The following is a 25,277-nucleotide window of genomic DNA, read 5'->3' on the forward strand; positions in this document are numbered from 1 at the left end:
AGTTCAAATTCTGCAAGGTGATAAAGCTTTATTTACTAGCCCTCAAATAGATGTGGTTGAAAAACTCGACAAAAGCGGACGTATTGCCTATGGTGGAAGTTTACCTCTAGGAGGTTTTCCTTCAGGACAATATCAACTAAAAATTACTATTAATGATGCTAAGGGTAAAAAACAAGTTTCTCAAGAACAAGATTTCACAATTGAGTAAGCAATAAAAATAAAAGTTCTGAAAATCACAAAGATTAAGATTTTCAGAACTTTTATTTTTGAAATATAATTACAAATACCTATGCTTTTTTGTAGGGAGCAAGCTTATTACGTATTTCTTGAATATTTGTAGTTAACAAACTAGCAAGATTTGACACGCTTTGCTCACCTTTAAGGATGTAATTATCTATGTCAATAATTAACTTTTTGGTAGCAAGAATTGAGTTAAGTTGATGATCTAGCTTGACTTCTCCCAACATCGGAATTTTAAAAATATTTTTAAGGTCAGTTTTGTACATTTGAATTAAATCATCTGGATCAACTAGGTAATTTTTTGTTTCACATTGAAGTGTAATTGTAGCTTTACTACCAAAAATAGCTTGTTGGATTGCGCTATCTCCGGTTTTACGGTCTAAAATTACTACAATTGAATTTAGCACATTGTCATTAAGTGGCTTAAAAACAACAGCTTGCCAACCACTATCAGCAGAAAATTTTATAGCAACATTTCCTGAACGGGTCATTGCTCGGACTATTTCGCCTATTAGGATTTCGTCCTTACTTTCTCGCATCTCTTGTTTATGTTGAAACTTAGCTAAAAAAGAAAACATATTTTTCCCCTCTCCTTTAGGCTTGTAGTCTACCTTGTAAGTATTTTGCTAGAGAATGTACCGTAGCATTGATATGGTGTTGAAGTAGTTGGTAATTTATTTGGTAGTTATTACCAATATATTTATCAAGTTCAAATAGTAAAGGTACTTGAGCATAGATATAGCCTGAAGAAACATCAGCATCACAAGTAATAACACCTGGCTCTGCTGCATCAACAAAACCGCTTTTGAACTCTGCTTTTAAGGTTTGCCAAAGTGTGCCAAAATTTTGAACAGGACAACCATAGCCAATTACTACTCTAGCACGTCGTCCTAAGACTCTTGCAGTAATTAAATCTTCACTTAGGTTTCTTAATTCAAAAATTACACGTTGTCTGCTTGCTAAGTGTTCAAAACGTAAGTAATGATAAACTCCATCAGAACTAAGGTCTATTAAAGAATATCCAAGCTCAACATTAGAATGAATTACAGCACCAACCAAAATATCGTCTACACGGGCGTTATAAATACTTTCGTTATATTGTTTCCAACTTTCTTTGACCAAAGATACAAAAACTTGTTCAAGATCTTCACTCATAATTGAAGACGCTCCTTAAAAATTTTAAAAATTTTCAATCGTTATTACTATTTGGAGGTAATAGCCGATAGTTACGACGTGAACGAACTACTACATCTTTACGGCTAACTTGAACTTTAATGCTGTGTGGTGTGTCTGTAAAGTCAGAATTATCAGGGTAAAAGCCCAAAATATACTGGTTACGTAGTTCTTCAGCAATTAAACGAAACGTCTTTTTTAAGTCTGTCACTTCACTTTTATAAAAACGTCCAGCAGTTACTTCTGCTAGCTCAGTAAGAAAATCTATTGCCGTTTGATTTCTTCGTTGTATTCTTTCGTTTCTCCGCTGACCTCTATTTTGGTCAACTCTACGACCTGCTTGCGGCACTAGCCTGCTAACACGAGGAAAGCGAGGAAAACGGGGAAAAGGTTCCATTCTAGGACTTTTTGGAAATGGATTTTCTCGCCAAGGAGGTTTATTAATTGGCGAACTAAAGTTTCTACCTGTTGGATAAAAAATTGTATAAATTAATGAGTTAGACTCCATTACCTTATCTAATAATTCATCCGTGTCAATATCACTTCCATAATCTTTTCCATCTGTTAACAAAATGATAGCTTTACGTCCAACAGCTTTTTTTAGCTCTTGACTAGCTTCAATTACTGCATCATTTAACCTTGTACCAATGCGATCACCTATTCTAGCTTGATAAATTGCTCTTTCTAACACGCTTTGATCACTAGTAAGGGGAGTAAGAAAACGTACTCGATCATCAAAAGTAATAACCATAGCACGATCTTTTGACCTTAATTGGAGCAGAAAATCAAAGGCTGCTTCTTTAATATCTTCTAAAACTTCTCTAGTGCTTTGGCTAGTGTCTAAAAGCAAAGCAACGTTAAGAGGTTCTTCTGCTGCATCAAAAAAGGCGATTTGTTGTTGTACTTGGTTATCATAAAGTAGGAAATCTTCTTGTTTTAAGCCTGTTATATAACGTCCCTGGCTATCACTAACCACAACTGGCACATTTACCACTGTAGCATCAATGCTAATTGTTGGTTCTTGTGCTTGGCTAGGAATAACTATTAAGCAAAAAACAAATAAGAAGTAAAATAGGGCTATTTTGGTATTGATAATTTTTCTAGTCATAAATCTTTTATTTTCAACAAACTGAGAAATTAAGAAAATTCTTGGAGTGTTACATCTTAGAAACATTTTTAGCTAAAAAAGTTTGTTTTCTCCAAAGAGGATTTTTCACGTTGCAAAGCATAACTTTTAATGACATATTTTGAAACATTATCAATTTAATTCCCACTTTTAATTTAGGAGTTTTTCGGGAGATGGAACTTTATATTCTAAGACATGCTATTGCAGTAGAAAGATCAGGCTGGGAAGAGTCAGACGATACTAGGCCGTTAAGTGCTTATGGAATTGCGAAAATGCGCCAAAACGCTACTGGGCTAACCAGAATATTACCAAGAATAGATACCATTTTAACTAGCCCTTATTTACGTGCGCGTCAAACAGCAGAAATTGTTTGTAAAATTTATGGGTTTAAGATTGCAGATAAAGTTGTAGAAACAGAGCATTTAACCCCTGATAGACCTTTAGATGATATATTTATTGATCTTAATGAGTATTGGAGTAGTCGAGTAATGGTTGTTGGGCATCAACCACATTTAGGAGATTTAGTTTCTTATCTAACTTCTAATGGAGAAGTTCGCAATGTTCCATTAAAAAAAGGCGGAATTGCTTGTGTAGAAATTGAGCGAGAAGACCCAAAAGGTACAGGACTCTTACATTGGTTACTTACCCCAAAACAACTGCGTCAGTTGGCTGGGCAGGAGTAAGTTTAATGACTTTTAGAAAGATTGTTTTTTTTATAATCTTATTTTGCTTTGTGCTAACAACTTTTTCTGTTAAAGCACAAAATGAATCCCAAGATAAAGCTATAGCTTTAATTCAAAATGCAATAACTGCATTGGGAGGACAAGCTTACTTGTCGATTAAAAGCGAACGAGCGCAAGGTTTTGTTACTCCATATCGTCTTACTAATACTGAAAATCCTGAAAGCACAGAAACCGAACCAGATAAACTTGGAACACAATCTTTTGTAGACTACATTCTTTTACCAGATAAAGAACGAGTAGAATTTAAGAATCAAGGTCGGCTTTTTATCCAAAGTAATTCTGCTAAACATAACTGGATTTATGACTCTGATTCTGAACTTCTACGCGACCAAACCCAAGCACAACAACAACGTTTTGCCAACACCTTGCGCTATCAAATAGATAAAATTTTGCGTGGTGGTTGGAAAAGTGAAAATGTCAAAATTAGTTATTTATCTCGTCAAGAACTTTGGCCCCGTCAATATGGCGAAGGCGTACGCTTAAGTTATTCTGATAATGAGGAAGCAGAAGTATTTTTTGACCCACAAACTAAACTTCCTTTAGCCTTGCGTTTTCCTAAAGAGAATTTTGAAGGGGTAAGGGTAAAGGCTGAAAATCGGTTTTTACGCTACCTAGAATTTAATGGTATTACAGCCCCCTATGTTGTAGACCTTTTTGAAAATGGAAAACAAATCTTACGTATTAATTATGAAACTAGAGATTTTAATGTCCCAATCCTAGAAAAATTATTTGTTAAACCAGCTAATGCTAAGTCTGTAAAATAAATAACCCTCTAAATAACCTCTAAAATTAAAGGAGCGAAAACTTATGTCACATCAAGTAATTACGCAAGATTGGACTTTAGCAAATCAAATTGCTGATCAAATTGTGTTAGGAAAAGCTTTTGCTTTTGTTGGACGAGAAGTTTTTGACCAACCAAGCCTTGTTTGGGTAAAACGCTTTTTTGGTGAATCTGTAATTCGCTCCCAAGTGCTTTCTTTAATGGGGCCTGACACAGTTGTTCTTCCTTCTGTTTCTATTCAACCTATAACAATACCAAAACTTAAGCTTGCTAATATTACTAGTGATAAAGCTCTTTATCGAGAAAAAAAAGATCCTGTTAATTTACTGATTTTAGACCCTCTTAGCCCAGATACAGATGTGGTAGTAATTCTTTATGCTAATGGAGCAGAACTTTCTAAACATACAGTGCATTTTAATAGCGGTGGTGCAGCAACTTTAATACTCAGAGACTTACTAAGTGGTAGCTATGAGGTAAAATTTAAGGATTTTACAGATAAAGATCCTACTTGCGCTTTTACTGTTGCTGAATATCGGCTAGCTTCATTAGTTGCAAGTTTAGTAGATCGTCGTCTAGTTGGAGAAAAACTTACTGTCAAAATACGGTTAGAGGCTTTTGGAGTCGCTTTAAGTGGCCCTGTAAAACTAGATTTAATGGATCGTAACCAACGACTTGCTAGCAATAAAGCTGACTCAGTAGATGGTATAGTAGAAACCACGTTTAATTTAAGCGGTCAAGGGCCACATTCTATTAATATTCAGCTAGTTAATGATCCTGCTCGTACTGCTACCGTCCCAATAGTTGGTAGTCGTGAATCTGAACGCAAGCAAACCCCATTTTCTTACCTAGGCACAACCGTAAGAGGAACTTTGCTTCCTAATGAAAATAGTCGGGAGGTGCGAGGAATTTTCCTAGAAGAAGGAACTCAAGTCACATCACCTTTTCGCTTGGAAAAAGTTGACACAAATCGCGCTCGTTTAATTGCTAATACTACAGTAGAATCAGCTTGTGTAGTAATTGTAGATCATACATTTCCTTCTGCACGTAATGGGGCTGTAAATCCTTCAACCGCAGCACATCCAGCAACAACAGATGAAATTTATCGTTTTGGTGAAAAACTTTTTGCAGAACACAAATTTTCTCAAGCTAGGATAATGTTTGAAGAAAAACGTGCTACTTTAACAAACCCACATCCTAATTATGCCTATTATTTAGCTTGCTGTTATGCTCGTGAAGGAAATCAAAAACAAGCTTTAATGGCACTTAGAACAGCAATTGAAGATGGTTGGAATGATTTTAACCATATGATGAATGATGATGATCTAGCTAGTTTACGAGGGCTTTCTGGCTATGAAATGCTAAAAACAGGCGGACGGCAACAATTAAACTTTCCTGTTTTAAGAGCAGGAGAAGTTATAGAAATGGATGTTCCAGCACCAACAGCTATTTTAGCTATAGGTGCTTATGTTGAAGGTAAGCCCTGGGAAGGTTGGGGAGCTTTAGTTAGCCCTACCAGCTTAAAGCCAGAAATTAAACTTCCTGAAACTTGCCGACCTGGTAGCGAAATCAACATTGAAATTAATTTAGGCGAAGATAAAACCTCGGCTCTTTATTTAATTGTTAAAGATGCAAGGCTTTTAAGTAGTGACACTCCAACTAGCCGCCTAGCAGGACAAATTAAGGATTTAGTAGAAAAAAGCTCTAAAGATTTAATGTTTGGCAACCCACAAACAAAACTCCGTCAATTCCTTAGCCCACCTGAACCACCTACTTACTATAAATCTTCTTACATGCCAGCTATGCCTTCAGTTGCTAGAAGTGCTTCTATAACAGGTGCTTTACCACCTCCAGTACCTATGATGATGGAATCAATCCCTATGCCAAGGCCAGCTTCAGCACCAGCCGGAGGTTTTGCTATGTTAGATGCCGTAAGTAGTATGCTTGACGATGTATTTTTAGAATCTGAAGAAAGCGGTGGAAAAGGAAGCCTTAAAAAAAGAACATCCAAAAAAGAAGAATCAAATGAGGCCGATAACAACACAAAACCAACTATTGTAGAAGATCCAGAAGTTTTATTTGCTGGCCTAGTAGATGTTAAAGGTGGTATTGCTAGCGTAAATGTTAAGCTAGGAGATGCTTTTGCTGATTATGTTGTAGAAGCTTTTGCTATTTCTGGACTAGATTGGGCTAGAGTTGAAACACGTTTTAGAGCAGAAAAAGAAGTTTTTGCTGTGCTAGATGTCCCACTTTTTGTTTATAAAGCCGATACAGCTATTGGACGAGTTCATTTAGGGTCAAAATCTGGTCAAATACGTGTAAAAGTAACCTGTGATAGAAAACCTATACAACTAATTTATGATGGTCATCCAATTGAACAAAATGAGCTAATAAATGCTGCACAAGCAGAAGTTAGCTTTTTAGTTACACCAGGTGATTATGAAGTAATGCTTGAAGACCCTATAACTAACCGGGTGGATTATGTAGTCAAACGAGTTAATGAGCCAGGAAAATTCCAGTATTTAGCCAAAACACTTTGTTTCCTAAGAGAAAGCGAGAAACTTTATTTAGAATCTGACCCTACAATTGTTGCACTAAGGGTAATGCCTAGTTTAGACAAACCTTTTCAAGCCTTAGTGGATGCTACTTCAAATTATGGACATGCATGTTGTGAACAGACCGCAGCAATAATGTTGTCGGCTTGTGCAATGTATACATTTTCTGGAGATGATAAAAAGCGACGTGACCAGGCCGAAAGCATTATTATTGCTGGGGTAAAACGGGAAGAATCAATGTGGCTTAAAGGTAGGGGCTTTAAGATGTATCCCGATTATGCTAATGAACCACATTCTTATTACGGGCCAAAGGCTGCTCGTTATCTGTGGAATTTATCTTTGCTTAAAGATGTTGGTAGACCTAGCCCTAGTTTAGCCCAAGCTATAGAAAATGGGTTAATGATGGCAAAAGATGCAACTGCGGCTTATAAATTAGATTGGCCTCCAAAAATCCTAATAATTGTGAAGAAGCTTATGGAGCAGTAAGATTTGGTAATAATGCACAGGAGCAAGCCTTAAGAATTGCTCGAAAATATGCTGATAATCAACAATCTGCTAGTAATGATCCTTATTTAATGGGTGCTGTAGGAATGAGAGCAGAAGCCGCATATGCAGCAGCAACGCTTTTTAGAGTAGGAACAACAGCAGATTATGTTGCTGCCTTAGCTTTAGCTAACAAAGTAGTAAAAGATTTAGGTGAAAATGGACGGCTTTATTCAACAGTTGATTCTGTTGCTGCAATTGCTCTAATGTCAGAACTTCAAGCAGCTAAAATTGTTAGTGGAACTGGAAAACTAGAAGTTAACGGACAAGCTACTACTGCTAAGGAAGCAATAAATACAACAGAAAAAATTATTAGTATTGCTGCTTTACAAGGAGTAATTCCTATTGAAGTCACTCGTGTAGTAACAGAAGATTGGGGACAATTTAGCAACGGAATACAACTTAGAATTACACTTGAAAAAGATGGAAAATTCCAACCAAAAGTTAATATTGGGGATGGTCTTGACTTAAAAGTTAAACTAGAAGGGGGTTATAAGGTAGGGGATGTTTTATGGGTTTGCTTGCCTGAAGCACTTTCTCGTGTAATTGGAGGTGGACAAGTAAAGAAATTCTCACTAGATTTTGCTGGTAAGAACGAATTAACTGTTCCATTAGCTGCAACATCTATGACAGTTAACCGAGAAGGCGAAGTTAGCCCACAACATTTTGCTGTTTGTGTTCGCAATATGTTTGAGGAAGAACGCACTGGTAGTAGCGATATGCTACAAGTTACGGTGACTCCTCCTAGTGGTAGTGGTGGAAATTCTATTTTTGGCCGCGCACTTGGAGCTTTTCGCAATTTGTTCAACAAAACCTAATCTATATAATTAATTAAAATAATTACTTTTGGGTTCTATAATACGTAGGGTTGGAACCCTACGTATTATAATAAAATATTAATAGAGTCACGAACGTGACGACATAATTAATTTGTTGAATTTAATATGTTTGTTATGCCACCGCTACGCGACTCTAATTATGTATAATAACTAAGCTTAGGTCTTACGACCTAGGCTACAATTATTTCGTCACGCGCGTGACTTAAGATTTAGGAATACTACAAAACTTTGTTTACATTGTATTTATTATTTATAAAAAATAAATCTTTACTTTTTTAACCTTCACAACATCCTTCTATGTTTGTATCCAAACTAATAGATGAAGCTTCTGGAGCATTGTTAATAAGTGCTAACAAACCTATATTAGCTGGGTCACTACTAGTAATTCCATTTAATACTAAATTCTTAAATTTATCCCAAGGAAAGTTAACACCTGGATCACTTCGCCTAGTAGGATCTAGTTTTGCGTGTGAAACTATATGTTTTAAGTTAGGGTATTTTTCCCAGCAATATCTAATTATTTGGGCTGTTATTTCAACTTGCCAATCAGAAAACTTATCGTTATTTTGTTGATTATTAACAACTTCTATCCCTAATGACCAGTGATTAACTCTAGTTTTTCCATCATTAACATCTGAATGGCTACAATCATTTCTTACATGCCAGGCTGCTCTTGCTTCTGGAGCGCAGGCCCAAACTAATTTTCCATGCTGGAGTTCATCTTCATCTGGTATTAGCCAATGAAATGATGCTTTTTTAGCCTTTATCACAGATATTGCCCCTTGAGAACTACTACCAGCGGTTGCATGTATTACTACAGCTTTTATTCCTAATATTGGATCTACTATTCTTTTTGATGTTGAAGCTTGCCAATATTGCTGGATTCCTGGATACCAGGCTTCTGGAAGTATTACATTACTTGGTCGACCTGTTGCTGGTAAATCAAATTGATAGTTTTTTGGTTGTGCCATAATTTTCCCTCTAGATTTTCTAAATTTTTGTGTTTATCTATCAATTGCTTATTTTTGTTATAAGACATAAGCTATACCGCTTAAGTATAAGTAAATAATATTATTAAAAGAATGTTTTTTCTAGTCAATCTGCTACTAATATTTGCTATCTTACTAAAAAGCCCCTATTATCTTAATAATTCTAAAAATCTTTTTAGGAGATTAAACTATAAATAATTTTAATATAGTAAAAGTTACTGTCTAAAAGTTAAGGAGATGTTTTTAAGTTGATGAAAAGATGGGTGTTAGTTTTTTTATTAGTAATGTTAGGTTATATAGAAGTATTTGCTCAAAGTGATTTAGAAATTTATAAAGATATTATTGTTCCTGGTTCAGGTGTAGCAGAAATTACTATTGGCACTCCATCAGAAACAGTATTTAGTATTTTAGGTAAAAAACCTGTTAGAAGAAGCACTTTTGAAGAAGAAAAACAAACTCTTTTAAGTAGAAAACTAAATCCTAAAAATGAATTGGTATTTTTCTTGGGATTTGATTATGTAGTAGAGTACGCTAGTTATGCTAATCGCACTTACTACCCTATATATACTATTTATTTTAAGGATGAAAAAGTAGTTTATATGATTTTGTCTTCTTATGGTTATGACCAAGAGAAATGCAAAAATTTTGGTATATCAAGCACTTTCTTTTTTGGTGATGGTAGAGAAAAAATGCAAACTACTTTGGGCCGCTCCTACATTAGCACTACATCATTATCTAAAGATTTGTTATTTGATTATTTTTCTAAAGGAATTAGTATATTTATGACCAAAAATCAAGTAAGAACTATGTACATTTATGCACCATTAGATAAAAGAACTCAAAGAAAATTTTTGGCTGGACGCTAATCTAATATGATATAAGCTGATACTTGCTTTAGTGTGGTCTTTGTAATAGTATGTAGAGCAACTAAGCTGAAATTAAAAATTGATTTTAAGGGTCGTTTTATTATCTTTTAAGGAGGATTTTGCTTTATGAATGCTACTACTGGTGATTTGTTAAAAATGGAATTAATGTCTAATAATCAAGAATTTAGAGACTTAGCAAAAGAACATCAAAGTTATGAAATACGTGTAGGCGAATTAGCCGCATTATTATATCCTAGTGAAGAAGAACGTTTAGAATTGGCGACAATAAAAAAGAAAAAACTCCAGGTTAAAGATAGAATGGAATCGATCCTACAAAACTATAAACGTAAAGCAGCTAGTCACTAAGCTAAACTAATAAAACAAGTGTTTTCAACAGGTTACAACCAAAACGGGGACAATCTTATTAAGGTAGTTCCCGTTTTTGATTATAGTATTAAAACTTTATAGTAAAAAAAATATGGCACAAGAAGCATATCCCTATATAATTTTCTTAGCATTATTAACTATAATGATTGCCTTTATGCAATTATATTTAATAGCAGCAATATTTTTTATTTTATTGCTGTTTGTGATTTATTTCTTTCGTGATCCAGAACGTAGTATTCCTGATGAAAAAGATATAGTTGTTGCTCCTGCTGATGGTCGTGTCACCAAAGTAGTAGCTATTAACCCAGAAATAGCAAATTCTCCAAATTTAATTAGTATTTTTCTTTCACCTCTTGATGTACACATTAACCGCTCTCCAATAGCAGGAAAAATAAGTGATATTAATTATGTAAAAGGTCGTTTTGTACCTGCTACCCGTGAAGATGCTTCACTAATTAATGAGCAAAATGTTATTACTATTGAAAATGGCTCTGTTAAAGTTATTATGAAACAAATTGCAGGTATTGTTGCCCGTCGATGTGTTTTGTGGAAAAAAACTGGAGAATCAGTAGATTTAGGTGAAAGATTAGGTTTAATTAAGTTTAGTTCTCGTACAGATTTAATTTTACCAGCAGAATTTAGGATTTTAATTAAAGCAGGCGATAAGTTAAAAGGTGGTGTAACCATCATTGGAAGGAAAAACTCTAATGGATAATAAATCTAAAGAAAAACCGCGGCGAGGCCCTGACCTACGTAAAGGCGTGTATATTGTCCCAAGTCTCCTTACTACTGCAAATATTTTTTGTGGCTTTTATTCTGTTCTAGAAGCCTTAAAAGGTTTTCAAAAAGTCGCTCTCAGTGCTTCATTAAAAAATGAAGTATTACAATCCCAAGCAATACATCATTTTGATTTAGCTGCAATGTGTATTGGTTTTTCTGTTTTATTTGATTTCCTAGATGGCCGTATTGCACGAATGGCTAATGCTACTAGTGAATTTGGCGTTGAACTAGATTCTTTAGCCGATGTGTTAAGTTTTGGAATTGCGCCTGCTGTTTTGGTCTATTCCTGGGCCTATAGCCCAATTGTTGAACTACAAAAAATTGGCTGGGCTGTTTCCTTTATGTTTTTAGTTTGTGGGGCATTACGTCTTGCACGCTTTAATGTTTTAGCTCGTAAACCTGTACAAGATAAATCTGTAAAAAAATACTTTGTTGGTATGCCAATCCCAGCAGGTGCAAGTTTAATTGCTGCTATAGTGCATTTTACCCCAGTACCTTTAATTATGCGTAAAGGCCAAATGGATCTATTTGGGTTTATAATTGACGCTAACTTTTTTAGTGTTTTACTAATGATTTTAACTGCTATCCTTGCTCTCCTAATGGTTAGTACAGTGCGCTATAATAATTTTAAAAGCACGTCTGATAAACCATCTATAAGCCGTAATCAAACCTTTTTGCTAATTGCTATAATGATTTTAGCTATTTACCAATGGTCACAGGTAGTTTTACTAGTAATGGCAACTTGTTATGTTTCTTTGGGGCCAGTAGCAAAAATTTTAAGCTTTTTCCGTCCACATTCTTCAACAGAAGATCCTTCAACAGGAAATGTTTCTTCTGATGTAAGTCTTAATCAACAATCTTAGGCAAAAATATGGGTAATAAAAATATTTTTCTTCTTTGGCAGATCGGCTAAGACCTAATCCAATTCGTCGTCTTTCTACTTTAATTAATCGTCCTGGAATTATTTCCTTTGCTGGTGGTGTTCCTCGCCCAGAAACTTTTCCTTACAATGAAATAGCAGAAATTTCTAGCCGCTTGGTCTATGAACGTGGTAGCGAAGTTTTGCAATATGGGGTCACTCGTGGCAATCGCCAACTAATTGAATACTTGGTTCAAGAAATGCAAAACCGCAAAGTTGAAACAAAAGCCGAGGAATTTATTCTTACTAGCGGCTCTCAACAAGGTTTAGACCTGGTTTCCCGCTTGCTAATAGACCCAGGCGATGTTGTGTTAGTTGAACTACCTAGCTATATTGGGGGCACCTACGCCTTAAATAATGCAGGTGCAGAACTTGTTGGCATTGAAATGGCTATGGACGGCCTAGAGCCAAGTATTGTAAAAGAAAAAGTTTTAGAACTTCGCAAACAAGGCCGCAAAGTTAAATTAATTTATACTATTCCAAATTTTCAAAATCCTTCTGGAATTACGCTATCTTTGCAAAAACGTAAAGACTTGCTAGCTTTGGCCTCAGAATTAGATTTACTAATCTTAGAAGATGATCCTTATGGAGAGCTTTATTTTTCTGCTCCTCCACCTCCACCAATAAAAAGTTTTGATAAAGAAGGACGAGTAATTTATTTAGGAAGCTTTTCAAAAGTTTTAACCCCAGGTCTTAGAACTGCTTGGATTGTTGCTAATAGTGAATTTGTTGCAAATATTGAATTAATCAAGGAATCTGCTGATCTTTGTTCTAGTATGCTAGATCAAGCTATTGTTGCTGAATGTGGAAGACAAGGTTTAATTAACAAGCGGCTTGGAGTTTTGCGAGAGTTTTATCAAATTCGTTGCCAATCAATGCTTCAAGCATTAAAAGAAAATGCTCCTGCTAATACCGTTTGGACACAACCCACAGGCGGTTTATTTGTTTGGGTAGAGCTTGCTAACCAAGAAATAGACACTACTAAGCTTTTAACTCAAGCTGTAGAAACAGGTGTGGCTTATGTGCCTGGTCAACCTTTTTATGTAAATGAAGGAAAGGCTAATAGTTTACGGCTAGCTTTTTCTAAAGAAACACCAGAACGTATTAGCCAGGGGATAAAAACCCTCTGTTCATTACTATAAATTTTTATGGGAACGCAAAATAGCGTTCCCAGTTACATTTAGAATTTATTGCAATGCTTTTTCAATTGCTGAAGTCAATTCTGCACTTTCTGGAGCAACGCCAGAATCATATTTAGCTACAACTTTTCCATTTTTATCTACTAAGAATTTATTAAAATTCCAAGCTACTTCAGCCGCTGAATCGGGATTAGTTGCTTTTTCTGTTAAGAATCTATAGAAAGGATGTTTGTCAGAACCTTTTACAGAAATTTTTGAGAATATTGGAAAAGTAACATTATATTTTGTACTACAGAAAGTTTTAATTTCTTCATTGCTACCAGGTTCTTGCCCACCAAAATTATTTGCTGGAAAACCTAAAACAACAAATCCTTTATCTTGATATTTGGTATAAACTTTTTGTAGACCTTCATATTGTGGAGTGTAACCACATTGACTAGCTACATTAACCAATAGCAAAACTTTACCTTTATATTCTTCCATTTTGACATCTTTACCATCAATTGACTTCATAGAAAAATCATAAATAGATTTTTCTGTTAAAGGTGGTAAATTAGCTTCTGCTGAAGAACAACCCATATTTACAGATAATGTTGCAAACATCATTACCATCATCATTATAGATATAAACAGTTTCATATTTTCTCCTAAGAAATTAGATTAAGATTAAAAATTAATATTATTAAATGATTTAGCAGCTTACTCATTGATTTTATAAGCCTCTGGTGCTGGTTTGACTGCACGAGCAAACCACAATGGACGACGTAAATTATTTGGCCCTGGTGCGGGACGAGTTTGAGCTAGCCATTCTTGATAAACTTGATGAGCTTTGGCTGTATCAACAAAAATATCTCCATAACGCTCATTTGGCAAGGGACGAGAGACTTTTACTTTTTGATGCCAGCAGTGCATTCCGCTTACTGGGTCAGGATGTACTGAAAAAGTCAAGTTTTGATGAACTCCAGCATCTTGCCACCAAATATGTTCAGATTCAGGATCCGCGCTAGTAAATGGTTCTATCGATTTCATTTGTCGCATAAACCATTGTGTAGGGTTAAGTTTAATTAAATCTACTAGAGCCGTTGACCAACGTTCTCCGCCTATTTTATCGCGTAGTCGCCAGCGTCCTAAATGGTGAGAACAAGCTATAACACCTGGTCTAATTGCTTCTGTCACCCAAACACGATTAATAAAAAGTCCTATTTCAGTCTCTACTTTTAATAAGTCACCGGTCTTAACGCCTACTCTAACGGCATCTTCTGTGTGTATCCAAATTGGATTACTATGAGAAATTTCATTTAACCATTTAGCATTGCCTGATCGAGTATGAATTAAAGTTGGAAGTCGAAATGTTGGTACTAGTACCATTTCATTAGCTTCTTGCTTAATATTTTGCCAATGTACATGACTACGTATATAACCAGGTAATGTATATTCTGCCCAATGCCAATCTTTCATGGTTTCAGAATAAAGTTCTAGTTTGCGGGATGGTGTAGGAAAACCGACTACGGCACTATCATTAATCTTTACGCCAATAGCAGCACCATTTTTTCTAATTATTCCTGTTGTTTCATCAACTTGGCTATCGGAAAACTCTGAACTTGAAAGCACTTTTTCATGTTTTTTATAAACATCTGTTTCTACTGAAAAAGCTCCATACTTACGCATATATGCTAAAGGTGTTAAATTTTCTGCTTGGGCTTTTTCTTTTAGACCTGGGACACTATTTTCAAAGATCCATTGGTAATATTCATCAACTGTTATTTTTTCACCTGGCCGATAAGGTGATTCAAAATAACGGCGGATTCCTAATGAGCCATCAGGGTCAATACGCCAGGAGAGTTCTAGCCAAAACTCATCTTCTTCCCAAACCTCGCCAGGGTTAGCTTGATAGGTAAACTCAAACTTTTCTCCAAGTTTTTGACGTGCGGTTTTTAGCACAGGTTGACGAAAACCTATCCAACTACCTGCATGAGTTTCTTGGCTCTGAATGTCGTGTCGTTCTGCACCAACCCCCATTGGCAAGACATAATCAGCAAACCAAGCTGTTTCACTCCAAACTGGACTAAGTGCAATATGCAGTCCTACTAAAGTTTCATCTAGTAAAGTTTCTAGCCAAGTTAACCCATCTGGATTTGTCCAAATTGGGTTATAAACTCTTGTAAAATAAACTGATAGCTTGCCTCGTCCAGATTTAAGAAAATGTGGTAGCAAAAAGCTTAATTCATGATGTGAAAGAGGATATTCTTTTGGATAAAGCATTTCATTCCACATTTTTTGTGGACTTGGTTTATTAGGTGGTGTAGGGACAAATTTATCCCAAGTATTAGGCGAAACTCCGCCCTTAGTCCCTATGCTACCAGTAAGAACATTTAAGAACTCTAAACAGCGTGACACTTGCCAGCCGCCTAAATTGCCAGAAGCAGCATTACGCCAAACATGTGATGCAAATGCTTCGCCTGCTTGAGCAATTTCACGGGCAATTTTACGAGTCATTTCAGCAGAAACACGGGTTTCTTTTTCAGCAAATTCTGGGGTAAATTCTTGATAATGCTCCTTTAATGCAGCTAAAAATTCATCAAAATTAGCTTGACGCTCTGGGTATTTGGCCTTCATAAATTCTTGCCAGTTAACCCAGCGTTCTAAAAATTCTCTATTAAAAAGATTTTCAGCCAAGATTACTTGAGCCATTGCTAGTAATAATGCTGCTTCTGTACCGGGCCAAGGTGCTAGCCAATAATCAGCCATTGAAGCCGTATTTGATAAACGTATGTCAATAACTGCAATTTTTGCACCAGCCATTTTAGCTTCAATAATTCGCTGTGCATGAGGGTTAAAATAATGTCCGGTTTCAAGATGGGAACTTAGCAACAAAATAAATTTAGCATTTGCATGGTCTGGCGAAGGACGATCGGAGCCTTGCCAAAGAGCATAACCTAACCGTGCAGCACCAGAACAAACATTAGTATGGCTGTTATGACCATCAATTCCCCAAGCTTGTAAAACTCTGTCCATATAGCCGTCATGACCTGGGCGGCCTACGTGGTACATCACTTCATTATGTCGGTTATCTAAAAAAGCTTGTCTAATTCGTCCTGCAATATCTGTTAAAACTTCATCCCAAGAGACCCTTTTCCATTCTCCACCGCCACGTTGTCCAACACGTTTAAGAGGATGGAGTATTCTTTCAGGGTCGTTTATTTGGCTAAGTGTTGCTGGCCCCTTAGCACAATTACGGCCTCGGCTACCTGGGTGAACAGGATTTCCTTCTAGCTTGCGAATTTGCATTGTTTCTTTGTCGATATAAGCAAGCAGTCCACAAGCCGCTTCACAATTAAAACAAATCGTAGGAACAAGCATATAGCGGCGTGCAACCCTATCAGGCCACTCGGCTGCTTCATATTCTGTCCAATCATCCCAACGATCTACAGGAGGAAAATTACTTAATTCTCCACTTTTATTAATTGGCTCAATTTTGTCTTTACGAGGTGCTTTTCTTGAAATTAAGTTTTTTACAAAAGTAAACATTGTTTAATTTTCCAAAGAATTAAAGAATTTTTAGCTTAACGGAACTTTCTGACCTACTGTAATCCAAAGTCTTTCATAAGTGTAAAGACCAGATAAAGCAAGTATTGAAGCAAAAAATGTTGATAAACCAAAAGTTAAAAATAATGCTGGTATTAATACCCCAAAAAATATTGCATTTGCCCAAAATTGATAAAAATAAGGCCCGTGTGTTAGTAATGTCATTGCTCGTCGAGCATCAGCCATTTGTGGCTTAGGTTTATTTAAGTAAGTTAAAGCTATTTCTAAAACTATAATTGCTAAATGTCCAATTAAACCAACTAATAAGCTATTTCTAATAAAGCAGGAAAAAATTTGTTCTGGTACTTTGCCAATAGTTAAAGAAGCAAAAACTGCAAGTAAATTGATTAATGGAGCAATAACACCTAATGCCCCAGCACCAGCCAAAGTAGCTTGGAAAAATAAATGAGGTGTAGTTAGCCGACTTTGCCAAAAGTCCCGACCTTCAGCTTGAGCAAAAAGAAAGCCGCTATAAATTGCTGCTAAAATTCCTAAAATTGCCCCAGGAATTTGCTAAATAGTAAGTTAAATTGGATAAAGAAAAAGTTTCAGTTACAAACACTAAACTAGAAACACCACCAAATGCAGTTAAAATATAAGCTCCAATTGCAAGCCAGGACTTCCATTGTGGACGCAGTAAAATACGCAAAAACCTTTCAGGACGGCGCAAGTCTGACACTAGCAAATAACCAGTAACTACTTGAAAAATCAAAGAAATCAATGAAGCAACTAACAGAGATTTAGACTTTTGCCAACCCATTATTAGCGCAAAGGCTGGTAAAAAGAACACTCCAGCAGCAATGGATTTAGTCCAAAGGTAGGCCCAAACGCGCCAACCCCAAACTTGATGATGAGGTACGTCATAAGCTGTACGGGCTTTGGCTTCTGCTTTGGAAATAAATTGTTGTAAATCAACGGTTTGTTTATCTAGTCCAGTTTCTGACCAAAGATAGCTATTATCTCGTTTTGAAGTTCTGGTTTTAAGACACTTTTCCCTGAGCCTAAATAATAAAGCTTAGGACGTGTGCCTTGCTCAGGTTTACGAGCAACACCACGTTCTTTGCTAAGTAGTTGTGAAATAGGACTTTCTGCATTGTCTAGATCTCCTGTAACAATAGCTTGTTCTGGGCAAACAATAACGCAGGCAGGTTGAAGCCCTACTTCGACACGATGCGCACAAAAATTGCATTTTTCTGCTGTGTCTGTGTGGGAATTGATATAAAGCGCGTCATAGGGACAGGCTTGCATACAAGCTTTGCAACCAATACATTGTTGTTGATCAAAATCAACTATTCCATCTGGACGGGTATAAAGTGCTGTAACAGGACAAATTTTTACACAAGGAGCATTATCACAATGATTACAGCGCAAAACAGCAAATTGGCGTTCTGTGTTGGGGAAGTTTCCTTCTTCAACATATTTAACCCAAGTGCGAAAACTACCTAAAGGAACATTATTTTCAGCCTTACAAGCCACTGTACAAGCGTGGCAACCAATACATTTACGTTGATCAATCAAAAACCCATAGCGCATAAAAGAACCCCAACAAGAAATTAGCTGTTACTTGACTTAAAATCTTCTATTAGGTTGCGTTGGAGGAGCAATTTTAAGACCTTGCATAATGCGATCGGCTGTCTCTACGCCTGCTTGAAGCAGTGAATATTGTAGGGAATTACCTACACCAGGAACACCTAGAGGAATATTAGCTGGTAGAGGAAGATTAACTCCACCTATTCCAACACCAGGTTGATAGGGACGTAAATAAACACGTCCATTAGCTTTTATTTTGCCATCTTTAGGACTAAAAACTACATAATCAACTGCAAAGTCTTGTAAGCTTTGAGGTTGACCATTACTGTTAAAAGTTTCTACACGAACTTGTAGCCAAATAAAGTGGTTATGTTCATCAGCTTTTGCTTTGTTAGAAGCTTGACCGCGATTCATTTCTTTATCAGGAGTAACGCTAATACTGTCATATTGTCTTAAGCGTTCTAAACAGGTATTAACAACTAGACCAGTAATATTATTGCCTGTATTGCCTTGAGGCAGTTCAAAAGCATTTTGATCATAGGTCAAGACAAAAGGTTTTCGTTCTACAACCTCTTTTTCTTCATTTTTAGCGGCTGGAGGTGGGTCAAAGGTTTCTCTTGGTTTTGTTGTTTCAGGTCTAGAATTTTCTACTGGTGCGGGTGGAGGTGGTTGAACTCTTCTGCCAGATTGAGCTTGTACTTGATTAACATTTGCTGCTAGTAAAAAAACTAATACAAGTAATAAATTGAGTGAATAATAAAAAAATCTTTGACTCATAAAACTTCCTTAAAAATAAAGTTGTTAATAGGGATTGGTTATAAAAGGATAGTGATATTTAAGCATAATTTAGTAACAGCCTACAATCACAAGCGCAGGTAGTTAAAAAAATAGAGCTACTTGTTTTTAACAAATAGCTCTTTTAAGGTTATTTAGCTTTTAGAAAATTAAGCAAAGACAAAAAGTTAACTTTGCTTAACAGCAAAATGTTGTTCTGGAGCAGGGTAGTTAGCTTCACCAAAGCTTTCTCGGATTATTCGATTAGTATCAAAATAAACTTGCCAATAGTGGTCATTATTACAATAAGGACGAACTGCTAAAACCGGCCCCATAGGAGTAAATTGCAAAATTTCAATGTCTGGTTTAGGTTCAGCAATTACATTTGGAATTTTGCTAATTCGCTCTCTTAGTAGTTGACTAGCAGCTTTTGGATCAACACTATGGTCAAGTTGTGCAAGTAAATCTACGCGGCGAAAAGGATTAGCAGAAAAATTTTGTATATTGTCAGAGAGAATTTTATTATTACCAACAAAGGTTTTTACATTATCCATAGTGTTAATTGTTGTAACAAATAGCCCTATTTCCTCAACAGTTCCAATAATGCCACCAGCAGAAATAAAGTCACCTACCTTGAAGGGGTGCAAAACAACGATAAACGCACCAGCAGCAAAATTAGAAAGTAGTCCACTCCAAGCTGTACCGACTGCAAACCCCGCAGCCGCTAAAAGTGCTGCAAAAGTTGTGGTTTGAACGCCGAAAAAGCCTAAAATAGCTACTACTAAAGTAATATTTAGTATTACTGTTAAAGCTGAACCTAAATAACCAAGAATTGTTGGTTCTATAGGTTGTCTTCTTAGAGAGCTAACCAACATTTGATTTACTAGTTTGATTAAATAACGTCCAACTATCCAAAGTGCTAAAGCACCAACTAATTTCATTCCAAATTGGGATAGAATGACTATTAAATCTTGAATAATTTTTGCTAAATCGATATCCATTAATTTACTTCCTCCTCAATAAATAGATTTTTACTCATAAATAAATAGCTTGGTATTAAGCTATTTACCTTAAAGAGTATTATAAAGGGGAAAAAATAGCACTACTTTCATAAATATTTAGTTAAAGATAACTTAATGTTTAGTTAAATAGTTATGGAATTTGCTTTACAAGTTATTGAAATATAGAGCAATGCACAACTTTTTAGCTCTAAAGGCCTGGGCTAAATTTACTAGCTAGAGGGTTTTGCCCAAATAATAGGTTTGGTGTAATATCTTTTGTTTGCTAAAAAATAGATAAATTAAAGAAAAAATTTTGAGGGTTTTATATGCAAAAAGTAGCAATACTTGGTTCTACTGGCTCAATTGGGCGAAATACTTTAGATGTAGTTGATCGACTAGCTCCACGTTTTCAAGTTATAGCAATTTCTGGGGGAACAAATATAGAGTTGATTGCAGAACAAACTGCCCGTTACAAACCGGAAATAGTTTCTGTTGCAACAGATCAACACGCTAAAGAGTTGGTAAAACGCTTGCAAGGCTTAAATGTCGGCATGCCGACTATAAAAACTGGAATGGAAGGAATGCTTGCTGTTGCTACACATTCAGAGGCGGAAATAGTCGTTTCTGCAACGGTTGGAGCGTTGGGATTGCTGCCAACCTACAAGGCTATTGAACTTGGCAGACGAGTTGCAATTGCTAATAAAGAGCCTTTTGTAATGGCTGGTCAGCTTATGCAAAAATGCGCTCAAGAAAATGGAGCAGAAATTTTGCCTGTAGATAGCGAACATAACGCCCTACACCAATGTTTAAGGGGTGAACGCTTTTCGGAAGTAGTAAGACTTATTTTAACCGCGTCAGGTGGGCCTTTTCGCAATGCAACATTAGAAGAAATGCAACAAGCTACAGTAGCACAAGCAATTAAACACCCTACTTGGCAAATGGGAGCAAAAATTACTATTGACTCTGCAACTATGATGAATAAAGGACTAGAAGTTATTGAAGCCCGTTGGCTTTTTGGTTTTACTGCTGATCAAATAGATATTGTTATTCATCCTCAATCCGTAGTGCATTCAATGATTGAACTGGTTGACGGCTCATTTTTAGCTCAAATGGGGCTTACAGATATGCGATTGCCAATTCAATACGCTATGACTTACCCTGATAGATTAGTTTTAGACCTGCCTAGATTAAATCTTACCAACTTACAAAAACTAGAATTTTTTGCACCTGATGAGAGTCGTTTTCCAGCAATTTCACTAGCTTATAAAGCCTTGCGTTTAGGTGGAATTGCTCCAACGGTTCTTAATGCTGCAAATGAAGTTGCTGTAGCTAGATTTCTTGATGGCAGTATTGGTTTTATGGATATTCCAAGAGTTATAGATAATGCTTTGTCTAGCTGTGAAAAACAAGGTGTTGGCAATTTATCTAGTATTGAAGATGCTTTAACAGCAGATGCTAAAACTCGTCTGTGGGCAGAAGACTTTATTTTAGAATTAAATAGCTTAACTGTAGGAAAATCAAATTAGAAAATTAAAAATTAGGAAGGTTAAATTTAGATGTTAAAAGTTGCTGTTATTGGAGTAGGTTATTTAGGTCGTCATCATGCCAGAATTTATTCATCAATGGCAGGAGTTGAGCTAGTTGGGGTTTGTGATAGCAATAAGGAACGAGGAGAGGCAATTGCTAGCGAATATAACACTAAGTTTTATTCTGATTATAGAGAGCTTTTTGGAAAAATTGATGCTGCTAGTTTAGCTGTTCCTACCATTGATCATTGTTCTATTGGGTGTGATTTATTAAGTAATAAAATTGCAGTGCTAATTGAAAAACCTATTGCTTGTACTTTGGCAGAAGCGGATGAGCTAATTGCAACAGCAGAAAAAAACAATCTTTGTCTGCAAATTGGTCATTTAGAACGTTTTAATCCAGCAGTTGTTGCTGTTAGTAAAGTTGTTACTACTCCAAGATTTTTTGAAACTCATCGTTTAAGTTTATTTTCACCACGTAGCCTAGATATTGATGTAGTAATGGATCTAATGGTACATGACTTAGATATTATTTCTTGGCTTGTAAAATCTCTGGTAACAAACATTACTGCTGTAGGAATCCCAGTGATTTCTCCTAAATTTGATATTGCTAACGCTCGTTTAGAATTTGCTAGCGGGTGTATAGCAAATATTACTGCTAGTCGTATTTCTAATGAAAAGACTCGTAAGCTAAGACTTTTTCAGCCAAATGATTATATTTCTTTAGATTATGTTACTCAACAAGCAGGGATTTGGAGTTTAAGACCTACAAAAAATGCTGGAGGCTTGCCTATTCAAGCAGGGCTTTTGCCAGTGACAGCAGATGAACCTTTAAGAGCCGAACTAGCATCATTTGTTGAGTCAGTAATTAACAATCAAATTCCAGCAGTGACGGGTAAAGATGGACGTAATGCTTTGGATTTAGCTTTACAAGTGAGCGAAAAAATTGCAGAACATGCAAGGAAAATTGGGCTATAGCCTAGTAATTGTTGGATGATTTAGAATTTGTCCATAGGATAAATAAGGAAGTAAAAATAAGCACAACTAAGCTTAATTGAAAGCCTAACAAGCTAAAAATAAATGCTAGCAATAAAACCACAGTTATCAATAATAGGGCTGCACGCATAAAGCCTCCCATATTTTTTACACGTTTTCTTTTGTCTCGTTTAAACAAAGTTAAAAGCTTTAAGGTTCAAAACAAACTTTAAGGTTTTTAAAGGGGTAAACTATAGACAAAATAGCAACTTTCTTGCACAATAAAAATCAAGCCTTTAGAAATATCCAAAGATAAATAGCTGGTAAAAAACTTAGGTAGTTTAAGAGGTTTTAAGGAGTAAATATGTCTAAAGAGTTAGTAAGAGAAACGGTTCTAATCCCTTTAGTTACACAAAATGATAAAACTGAGGAACTAGTAGAAAAAATAGAAGTAGACGTAAGTCATTTAGTAACAGAAGATGACGAAGTTGAAGAGTTAACGGAAAAAATAGAAGTAGATGTAAGTCATTTGGTAACGGAGGACGAAACGCCAGTGGATAATTTACCTTCAGAAAAAAATCAAAGATTATTAACAAGTTCTCTTTACAGTGGTTGGAAAGCTCCTGGAGAAGCTAAGTTTTTAGCAACGGCAAATGTAGGTATTTTTAATTCAGTAAAAGAAAATCCTATAGTTCCAGATGTTTTTGTAAGTTTGGATGTAGAAATAGATGATGATTGGTGGAAAAAAGAACATCGTTCTTATTTTGTTTGGCAGTTTGGAAAAGTGCCAGATTTAGTAATTGAAATTGTTTCTAACAAAGAAGGTGGCGAAAAAGGTAGAAAAGTAAATCGTTATGCCAAGATGAGGATACCATTTTATATAATTTATGATCCAATGAAGCATATTATGAGTGAAAAATTATCAGTGTACCATCTTAGGGATAATGCTTATTACTTATATTCTTATGAAAGTGAAGATCTTTTGCCAAATTTAAGGGTTACTCTTTGGGAAGGTGAGTTTGAAGGTAAGCATGACACTTGGTTACGTTGGACTGATTCAGAGGGAAATCTTATTTTGACAGGGGATGAGTTAGCCCAACAAGAACGCCAAGAGAAAGAACTTGCATTACAAAAAGTTAGAGAAGAAACACAAGCTAAGGAAGAAGCTTTACAAAAGGCAGAACGTCTAGCAGCAAAGTTAAAGGAACTTGGCATAGATCCAGAAGATTTGTAAAAGTTCTGGAGAAAACTAAAAGTTAAATATAAACTTAGAGAAATTATCATTAAACATAGCTTTTAGGAACTAGTTATGAAAAACCTTAAAAATAAGCTAAGTGTTGTTATTGTTGGACTAATAATATTTTGTTTTGCTTCAACTGCTTTGGCAAAAGATAAATGGATAAATCTGCAAAGTAAAAATTTTAATGTTGTTAGCAATGCTGATGAGAAGAAAACAAAAGAAATTACTCAAAAACTAGAACAATTTCGCTATACCTTAGTCCAGCTTTATCCAAATGTACCTGAAAGCGAACCTGTGCCAGTGACAGTAGTTATTTTTAGGGATGATAGGTCTTTTAACCCTTTTAAGCCTATTTATAAAGGCAAAGTAAGAAAAGATATTAGCGGCTATTTTCAATCTGGCGAAGATGGAAATATTATAGCTATTGATAGTACGGTAGAAACCTTAAGAGTTATTTTTCATGAGTATGTTCATTTGCTACTCAATTTTAGCACCGTTGAACTTCCACCTTGGATAAATGAAGGGCTAGCAGAACTTTATTCCACATTTGAAATAGATAAAAACGAAGTTGTACTTGGAACACCATTGCCTTTTCATGTAGAGTATTTGCAAAACAATGGCTTAAAGCTAATTCCATTAAAGGAGTTAATCCAAGTTGATTTTAACTCTCCTGCCTATAATGAAAGTGATAAATCTAGCTTTTTTTATACCCAATCTTGGTTATTTGTGCATTATTTAATGATTTCTGAACGAGGAGTTCGTAAACCACAGCTTTTTAAGTTTATTAAGCTAATTAGAATTGGCAAAACACCTGAACAAGCTTTTACAGAAGCTTTTGGGGTTGGTTTTGAAGAAATGCAAGATACTTTAAGAGGCTATGTTAATAATAAGTACTATCCTGTAGTCAAGTATCAATTAAAGGCACCTGCATTAGATAAAAATTTACCTATACAAACCTTAAGCGAAGCACAAACACAAGTTTATTTAGGTAATTTACTGCTGCAAATAGGGCGTTTAGAAGATGCTGAAAAATCTTTACAACAAGCTAAAGCTTTGGATACAAACTTAGTTGAAACTCTAGAAAACCTTGGGTTTATTGCTATGAAGCAAGAAAAATATTCTCAAGCAAAAGAATATTTTCAGCAAGCAATAGCACGTAGTTCAAAAAATTATCAAGTTTACTACCAATATGCTAATGCACTTTATTTGATGGGTAAAATAGACAACAAGTTAAGTGGAGAAGTGCTAAAAGAGATTAAAAATAATGCTCAATCAGCTATAAAACTTCGCCCAGAATTTGCCCAAGCATATAATTTAGCGGCACTTAGCGAGCTAGGTTTAGGAGAAGATTACAAAACAGGATTAGAGCAAGCAAAAATGGCAGTTTTACTTGCTCCAAGGAAGAAACAATTTCTTTTAACACAAGCTCAACTACAAATAGCTACAACAGATTACCAGGGAGCAAAAAAGATACTTCAGCCATTACTTAAGGAAGAAGACATAGAATTAAAAACAAAAGCAGAACTACTTTTAAGAGAGATTGAAGAAAAAGCACAAAATAAGTAGTAA

Annotated in this window: 25 protein-coding genes; 14 read left to right on the forward strand and 11 right to left on the reverse strand. The window is 35.6% G+C overall.

What is annotated here, in order from left to right:
- Window positions 1–52 precede the first annotated feature (52 nt).
- On the forward strand, window positions 53–208 hold the full coding sequence (locus IPK14_24780) for a hypothetical protein (GenBank protein MBK7996466.1): 156 nt from the start codon (window positions 53–55) through the stop codon (window positions 206–208).
- A 79-nt stretch (window positions 209–287) separates the two neighbouring features.
- Here IPK14_24780 and IPK14_24785 read toward each other — a convergent pair whose 3' ends face one another.
- From IPK14_24785 to IPK14_24795, 3 genes are read right to left on the reverse strand one after another with little or no spacing between them, the layout of a single operon-like run.
- The gene (locus tag IPK14_24785) at window positions 288–818 is read right to left on the reverse strand and encodes a hypothetical protein (GenBank protein ID MBK7996467.1); all 531 of its coding nucleotides are present in this window, start codon (window positions 816–818) and stop codon (window positions 288–290) included.
- A gap of 16 nt (window positions 819–834) precedes the next feature.
- Window positions 835–1,395 carry a hypothetical protein gene (locus tag IPK14_24790; GenBank protein ID MBK7996468.1) on the reverse strand — a complete coding sequence of 187 codons (561 nt, stop codon included), beginning with the start codon at window positions 1,393–1,395 and terminating at the stop codon, window positions 835–837.
- A gap of 34 nt (window positions 1,396–1,429) precedes the next feature.
- Window positions 1,430–2,521 (reverse strand): VWA domain-containing protein, encoded by a 1,092-nt coding sequence (locus IPK14_24795; protein ID MBK7996469.1) that lies wholly within the window; start codon window positions 2,519–2,521, stop codon window positions 1,430–1,432.
- 191 nt (window positions 2,522–2,712) lie between these two features.
- Here IPK14_24795 and sixA point away from each other — a divergent pair, with 191 nt between their 5' ends.
- The 4 genes from sixA to IPK14_24815 are packed head-to-tail and all read left to right on the forward strand — an operon-like array spanning window position 2,713 to window position 7,976.
- Window positions 2,713–3,222, forward strand: coding sequence for a phosphohistidine phosphatase SixA (gene sixA / locus IPK14_24800; GenBank protein ID MBK7996470.1), 510 nt, complete (start codon window positions 2,713–2,715; stop codon window positions 3,220–3,222).
- 5 nt (window positions 3,223–3,227) lie between these two features.
- Complete coding sequence (locus IPK14_24805) at window positions 3,228–4,046, forward strand: hypothetical protein (GenBank protein MBK7996471.1); 819 nt, start codon at window positions 3,228–3,230, stop codon at window positions 4,044–4,046.
- Between the two features lie 43 nt (window positions 4,047–4,089).
- Window positions 4,090–7,101, forward strand: coding sequence for a hypothetical protein (locus IPK14_24810; GenBank protein MBK7996472.1), 3,012 nt, complete (start codon window positions 4,090–4,092; stop codon window positions 7,099–7,101).
- The gene (locus IPK14_24815; protein MBK7996473.1) at window positions 7,053–7,976 is read left to right on the forward strand and encodes a hypothetical protein; all 924 of its coding nucleotides are present in this window, start codon (window positions 7,053–7,055) and stop codon (window positions 7,974–7,976) included. Before IPK14_24810 ends, IPK14_24815 begins: the two co-directional genes overlap by 49 nt.
- Before the next feature lie 296 nt (window positions 7,977–8,272).
- Here IPK14_24815 and IPK14_24820 read toward each other — a convergent pair whose 3' ends face one another.
- Window positions 8,273–8,968 (reverse strand): N-acetylmuramoyl-L-alanine amidase, encoded by a 696-nt coding sequence (locus IPK14_24820; GenBank protein ID MBK7996474.1) that lies wholly within the window; start codon window positions 8,966–8,968, stop codon window positions 8,273–8,275.
- 269 nt (window positions 8,969–9,237) lie between these two features.
- Between IPK14_24820 and IPK14_24825 the strand changes: the two genes are divergently transcribed.
- The 5 genes from IPK14_24825 (at window position 9,238) to IPK14_24845 (ending at window position 13,080) form a co-directional block, all read left to right on the forward strand.
- The gene (locus IPK14_24825; GenBank protein MBK7996475.1) at window positions 9,238–9,852 is read left to right on the forward strand and encodes a hypothetical protein; all 615 of its coding nucleotides are present in this window, start codon (window positions 9,238–9,240) and stop codon (window positions 9,850–9,852) included.
- A 126-nt stretch (window positions 9,853–9,978) separates the two neighbouring features.
- A complete protein-coding gene (locus IPK14_24830) occupies window positions 9,979–10,218 on the forward strand; it encodes a DUF465 domain-containing protein (GenBank protein MBK7996476.1) in 240 nt (79 codons plus the stop codon).
- A gap of 112 nt (window positions 10,219–10,330) precedes the next feature.
- On the forward strand, window positions 10,331–10,954 hold the full coding sequence (locus tag IPK14_24835; GenBank protein MBK7996477.1) for a phosphatidylserine decarboxylase: 624 nt from the start codon (window positions 10,331–10,333) through the stop codon (window positions 10,952–10,954).
- Window positions 10,947–11,882: a CDP-diacylglycerol--serine O-phosphatidyltransferase gene (pssA, locus tag IPK14_24840; GenBank protein MBK7996478.1), complete on the forward strand. Its 936-nt coding sequence runs from the start codon at window positions 10,947–10,949 to the stop codon at window positions 11,880–11,882. The genes IPK14_24835 and pssA overlap by 8 nt, the downstream gene beginning before the upstream one ends.
- A gap of 34 nt (window positions 11,883–11,916) precedes the next feature.
- Window positions 11,917–13,080 carry a PLP-dependent aminotransferase family protein gene (locus IPK14_24845; GenBank protein MBK7996479.1) on the forward strand — a complete coding sequence of 388 codons (1,164 nt, stop codon included), beginning with the start codon at window positions 11,917–11,919 and terminating at the stop codon, window positions 13,078–13,080.
- Window positions 13,081–13,125: 45 nt separating this feature from the next.
- On the opposite strand, the gene IPK14_24850 is transcribed toward IPK14_24845, so the two are convergent.
- The 7 genes from IPK14_24850 to IPK14_24880 form a co-directional block, all read right to left on the reverse strand.
- A complete protein-coding gene (locus IPK14_24850; protein MBK7996480.1) occupies window positions 13,126–13,716 on the reverse strand; it encodes a glutathione peroxidase in 591 nt (196 codons plus the stop codon).
- 60 nt (window positions 13,717–13,776) lie between these two features.
- Window positions 13,777–16,605: a molybdopterin-dependent oxidoreductase gene (locus IPK14_24855; protein MBK7996481.1), complete on the reverse strand. Its 2,829-nt coding sequence runs from the start codon at window positions 16,603–16,605 to the stop codon at window positions 13,777–13,779.
- A 30-nt stretch (window positions 16,606–16,635) separates the two neighbouring features.
- Entirely contained in the window at window positions 16,636–17,172 is a 537-nt protein-coding gene (gene nrfD, locus IPK14_24860) for a polysulfide reductase NrfD (GenBank protein MBK7996482.1), read from the reverse strand.
- Window positions 17,132–17,560 carry a polysulfide reductase NrfD gene (gene nrfD / locus IPK14_24865; protein MBK7996483.1) on the reverse strand — a complete coding sequence of 143 codons (429 nt, stop codon included), beginning with the start codon at window positions 17,558–17,560 and terminating at the stop codon, window positions 17,132–17,134. Before nrfD (IPK14_24865) ends, nrfD (IPK14_24860) begins: the two co-directional genes overlap by 41 nt.
- Window positions 17,561–17,589: 29 nt before the next feature.
- Window positions 17,590–18,195: a 4Fe-4S dicluster domain-containing protein gene (locus tag IPK14_24870; GenBank protein MBK7996484.1), complete on the reverse strand. Its 606-nt coding sequence runs from the start codon at window positions 18,193–18,195 to the stop codon at window positions 17,590–17,592.
- 36 nt (window positions 18,196–18,231) lie between these two features.
- Window positions 18,232–18,969 (reverse strand): hypothetical protein, encoded by a 738-nt coding sequence (locus tag IPK14_24875; GenBank protein MBK7996485.1) that lies wholly within the window; start codon window positions 18,967–18,969, stop codon window positions 18,232–18,234.
- 185 nt (window positions 18,970–19,154) lie between these two features.
- On the reverse strand, window positions 19,155–19,967 hold the full coding sequence (locus tag IPK14_24880; protein ID MBK7996486.1) for a mechanosensitive ion channel family protein: 813 nt from the start codon (window positions 19,965–19,967) through the stop codon (window positions 19,155–19,157).
- Between the two features lie 326 nt (window positions 19,968–20,293).
- Here IPK14_24880 and IPK14_24885 point away from each other — a divergent pair, with 326 nt between their 5' ends.
- The 4 genes from IPK14_24885 to IPK14_24900 all read left to right on the forward strand — a co-directional run bounded on the left by IPK14_24885 (window position 20,294) and on the right by IPK14_24900 (window position 25,274).
- A complete protein-coding gene (locus IPK14_24885; GenBank protein MBK7996487.1) occupies window positions 20,294–21,493 on the forward strand; it encodes a 1-deoxy-D-xylulose-5-phosphate reductoisomerase in 1,200 nt (399 codons plus the stop codon).
- Between the two features lie 30 nt (window positions 21,494–21,523).
- Window positions 21,524–22,471 (forward strand): Gfo/Idh/MocA family oxidoreductase, encoded by a 948-nt coding sequence (locus tag IPK14_24890; GenBank protein ID MBK7996488.1) that lies wholly within the window; start codon window positions 21,524–21,526, stop codon window positions 22,469–22,471.
- 361 nt (window positions 22,472–22,832) lie between these two features.
- Complete coding sequence (locus IPK14_24895) at window positions 22,833–23,702, forward strand: Uma2 family endonuclease (protein MBK7996489.1); 870 nt, start codon at window positions 22,833–22,835, stop codon at window positions 23,700–23,702.
- Window positions 23,703–23,777: 75 nt separating this feature from the next.
- Entirely contained in the window at window positions 23,778–25,274 is a 1,497-nt protein-coding gene (locus tag IPK14_24900; GenBank protein MBK7996490.1) for a tetratricopeptide repeat protein, read from the forward strand.
- Window positions 25,275–25,277: the final 3 nt, after the last annotated feature.

It is taken from the genome of Blastocatellia bacterium (genome assembly GCA_016713405.1).
Taxonomy (GTDB): domain Bacteria; phylum Acidobacteriota; class Blastocatellia; order Chloracidobacteriales; family JADJPF01; genus JADJPF01.

What these genes read in the sequence shown, in the direction of transcription:
- IPK14_24785 (MBK7996467.1), bottom strand. Translation starts at nt 818, where the DNA reads ATGTTTTCTTTTTTAGCTAAGTTTCAACATAAACAAGAGATGCGAGAA.
- IPK14_24790 (MBK7996468.1), bottom strand. Translation starts at nt 1,395, where the DNA reads ATGAGTGAAGATCTTGAACAAGTTTTTGTATCTTTGGTCAAAGAAAGT.
- IPK14_24795 (MBK7996469.1), bottom strand. Translation starts at nt 2,521, where the DNA reads ATGACTAGAAAAATTATCAATACCAAAATAGCCCTATTTTACTTCTTA.
- sixA (MBK7996470.1), top strand. Translation starts at nt 2,713, where the DNA reads ATGGAACTTTATATTCTAAGACATGCTATTGCAGTAGAAAGATCAGGC.
- IPK14_24805 (MBK7996471.1), top strand. Translation starts at nt 3,228, where the DNA reads ATGACTTTTAGAAAGATTGTTTTTTTTATAATCTTATTTTGCTTTGTG.
- IPK14_24810 (MBK7996472.1), top strand. Translation starts at nt 4,090, where the DNA reads ATGTCACATCAAGTAATTACGCAAGATTGGACTTTAGCAAATCAAATT.
- IPK14_24820 (MBK7996474.1), bottom strand. Translation starts at nt 8,968, where the DNA reads ATGGCACAACCAAAAAACTATCAATTTGATTTACCAGCAACAGGTCGA.
- IPK14_24825 (MBK7996475.1), top strand. Translation starts at nt 9,238, where the DNA reads ATGAAAAGATGGGTGTTAGTTTTTTTATTAGTAATGTTAGGTTATATA.
- IPK14_24830 (MBK7996476.1), top strand. Translation starts at nt 9,979, where the DNA reads ATGAATGCTACTACTGGTGATTTGTTAAAAATGGAATTAATGTCTAAT.
- IPK14_24835 (MBK7996477.1), top strand. Translation starts at nt 10,331, where the DNA reads ATGGCACAAGAAGCATATCCCTATATAATTTTCTTAGCATTATTAACT.
- pssA (MBK7996478.1), top strand. Translation starts at nt 10,947, where the DNA reads ATGGATAATAAATCTAAAGAAAAACCGCGGCGAGGCCCTGACCTACGT.
- IPK14_24850 (MBK7996480.1), bottom strand. Translation starts at nt 13,716, where the DNA reads ATGAAACTGTTTATATCTATAATGATGATGGTAATGATGTTTGCAACA.
- IPK14_24855 (MBK7996481.1), bottom strand. Translation starts at nt 16,605, where the DNA reads ATGTTTACTTTTGTAAAAAACTTAATTTCAAGAAAAGCACCTCGTAAA.
- IPK14_24870 (MBK7996484.1), bottom strand. Translation starts at nt 18,195, where the DNA reads ATGCGCTATGGGTTTTTGATTGATCAACGTAAATGTATTGGTTGCCAC.
- IPK14_24875 (MBK7996485.1), bottom strand. Translation starts at nt 18,969, where the DNA reads ATGAGTCAAAGATTTTTTTATTATTCACTCAATTTATTACTTGTATTA.
- IPK14_24880 (MBK7996486.1), bottom strand. Translation starts at nt 19,967, where the DNA reads ATGGATATCGATTTAGCAAAAATTATTCAAGATTTAATAGTCATTCTA.
- IPK14_24885 (MBK7996487.1), top strand. Translation starts at nt 20,294, where the DNA reads ATGCAAAAAGTAGCAATACTTGGTTCTACTGGCTCAATTGGGCGAAAT.
- IPK14_24890 (MBK7996488.1), top strand. Translation starts at nt 21,524, where the DNA reads ATGTTAAAAGTTGCTGTTATTGGAGTAGGTTATTTAGGTCGTCATCAT.
- IPK14_24895 (MBK7996489.1), top strand. Translation starts at nt 22,833, where the DNA reads ATGTCTAAAGAGTTAGTAAGAGAAACGGTTCTAATCCCTTTAGTTACA.
- IPK14_24900 (MBK7996490.1), top strand. Translation starts at nt 23,778, where the DNA reads ATGAAAAACCTTAAAAATAAGCTAAGTGTTGTTATTGTTGGACTAATA.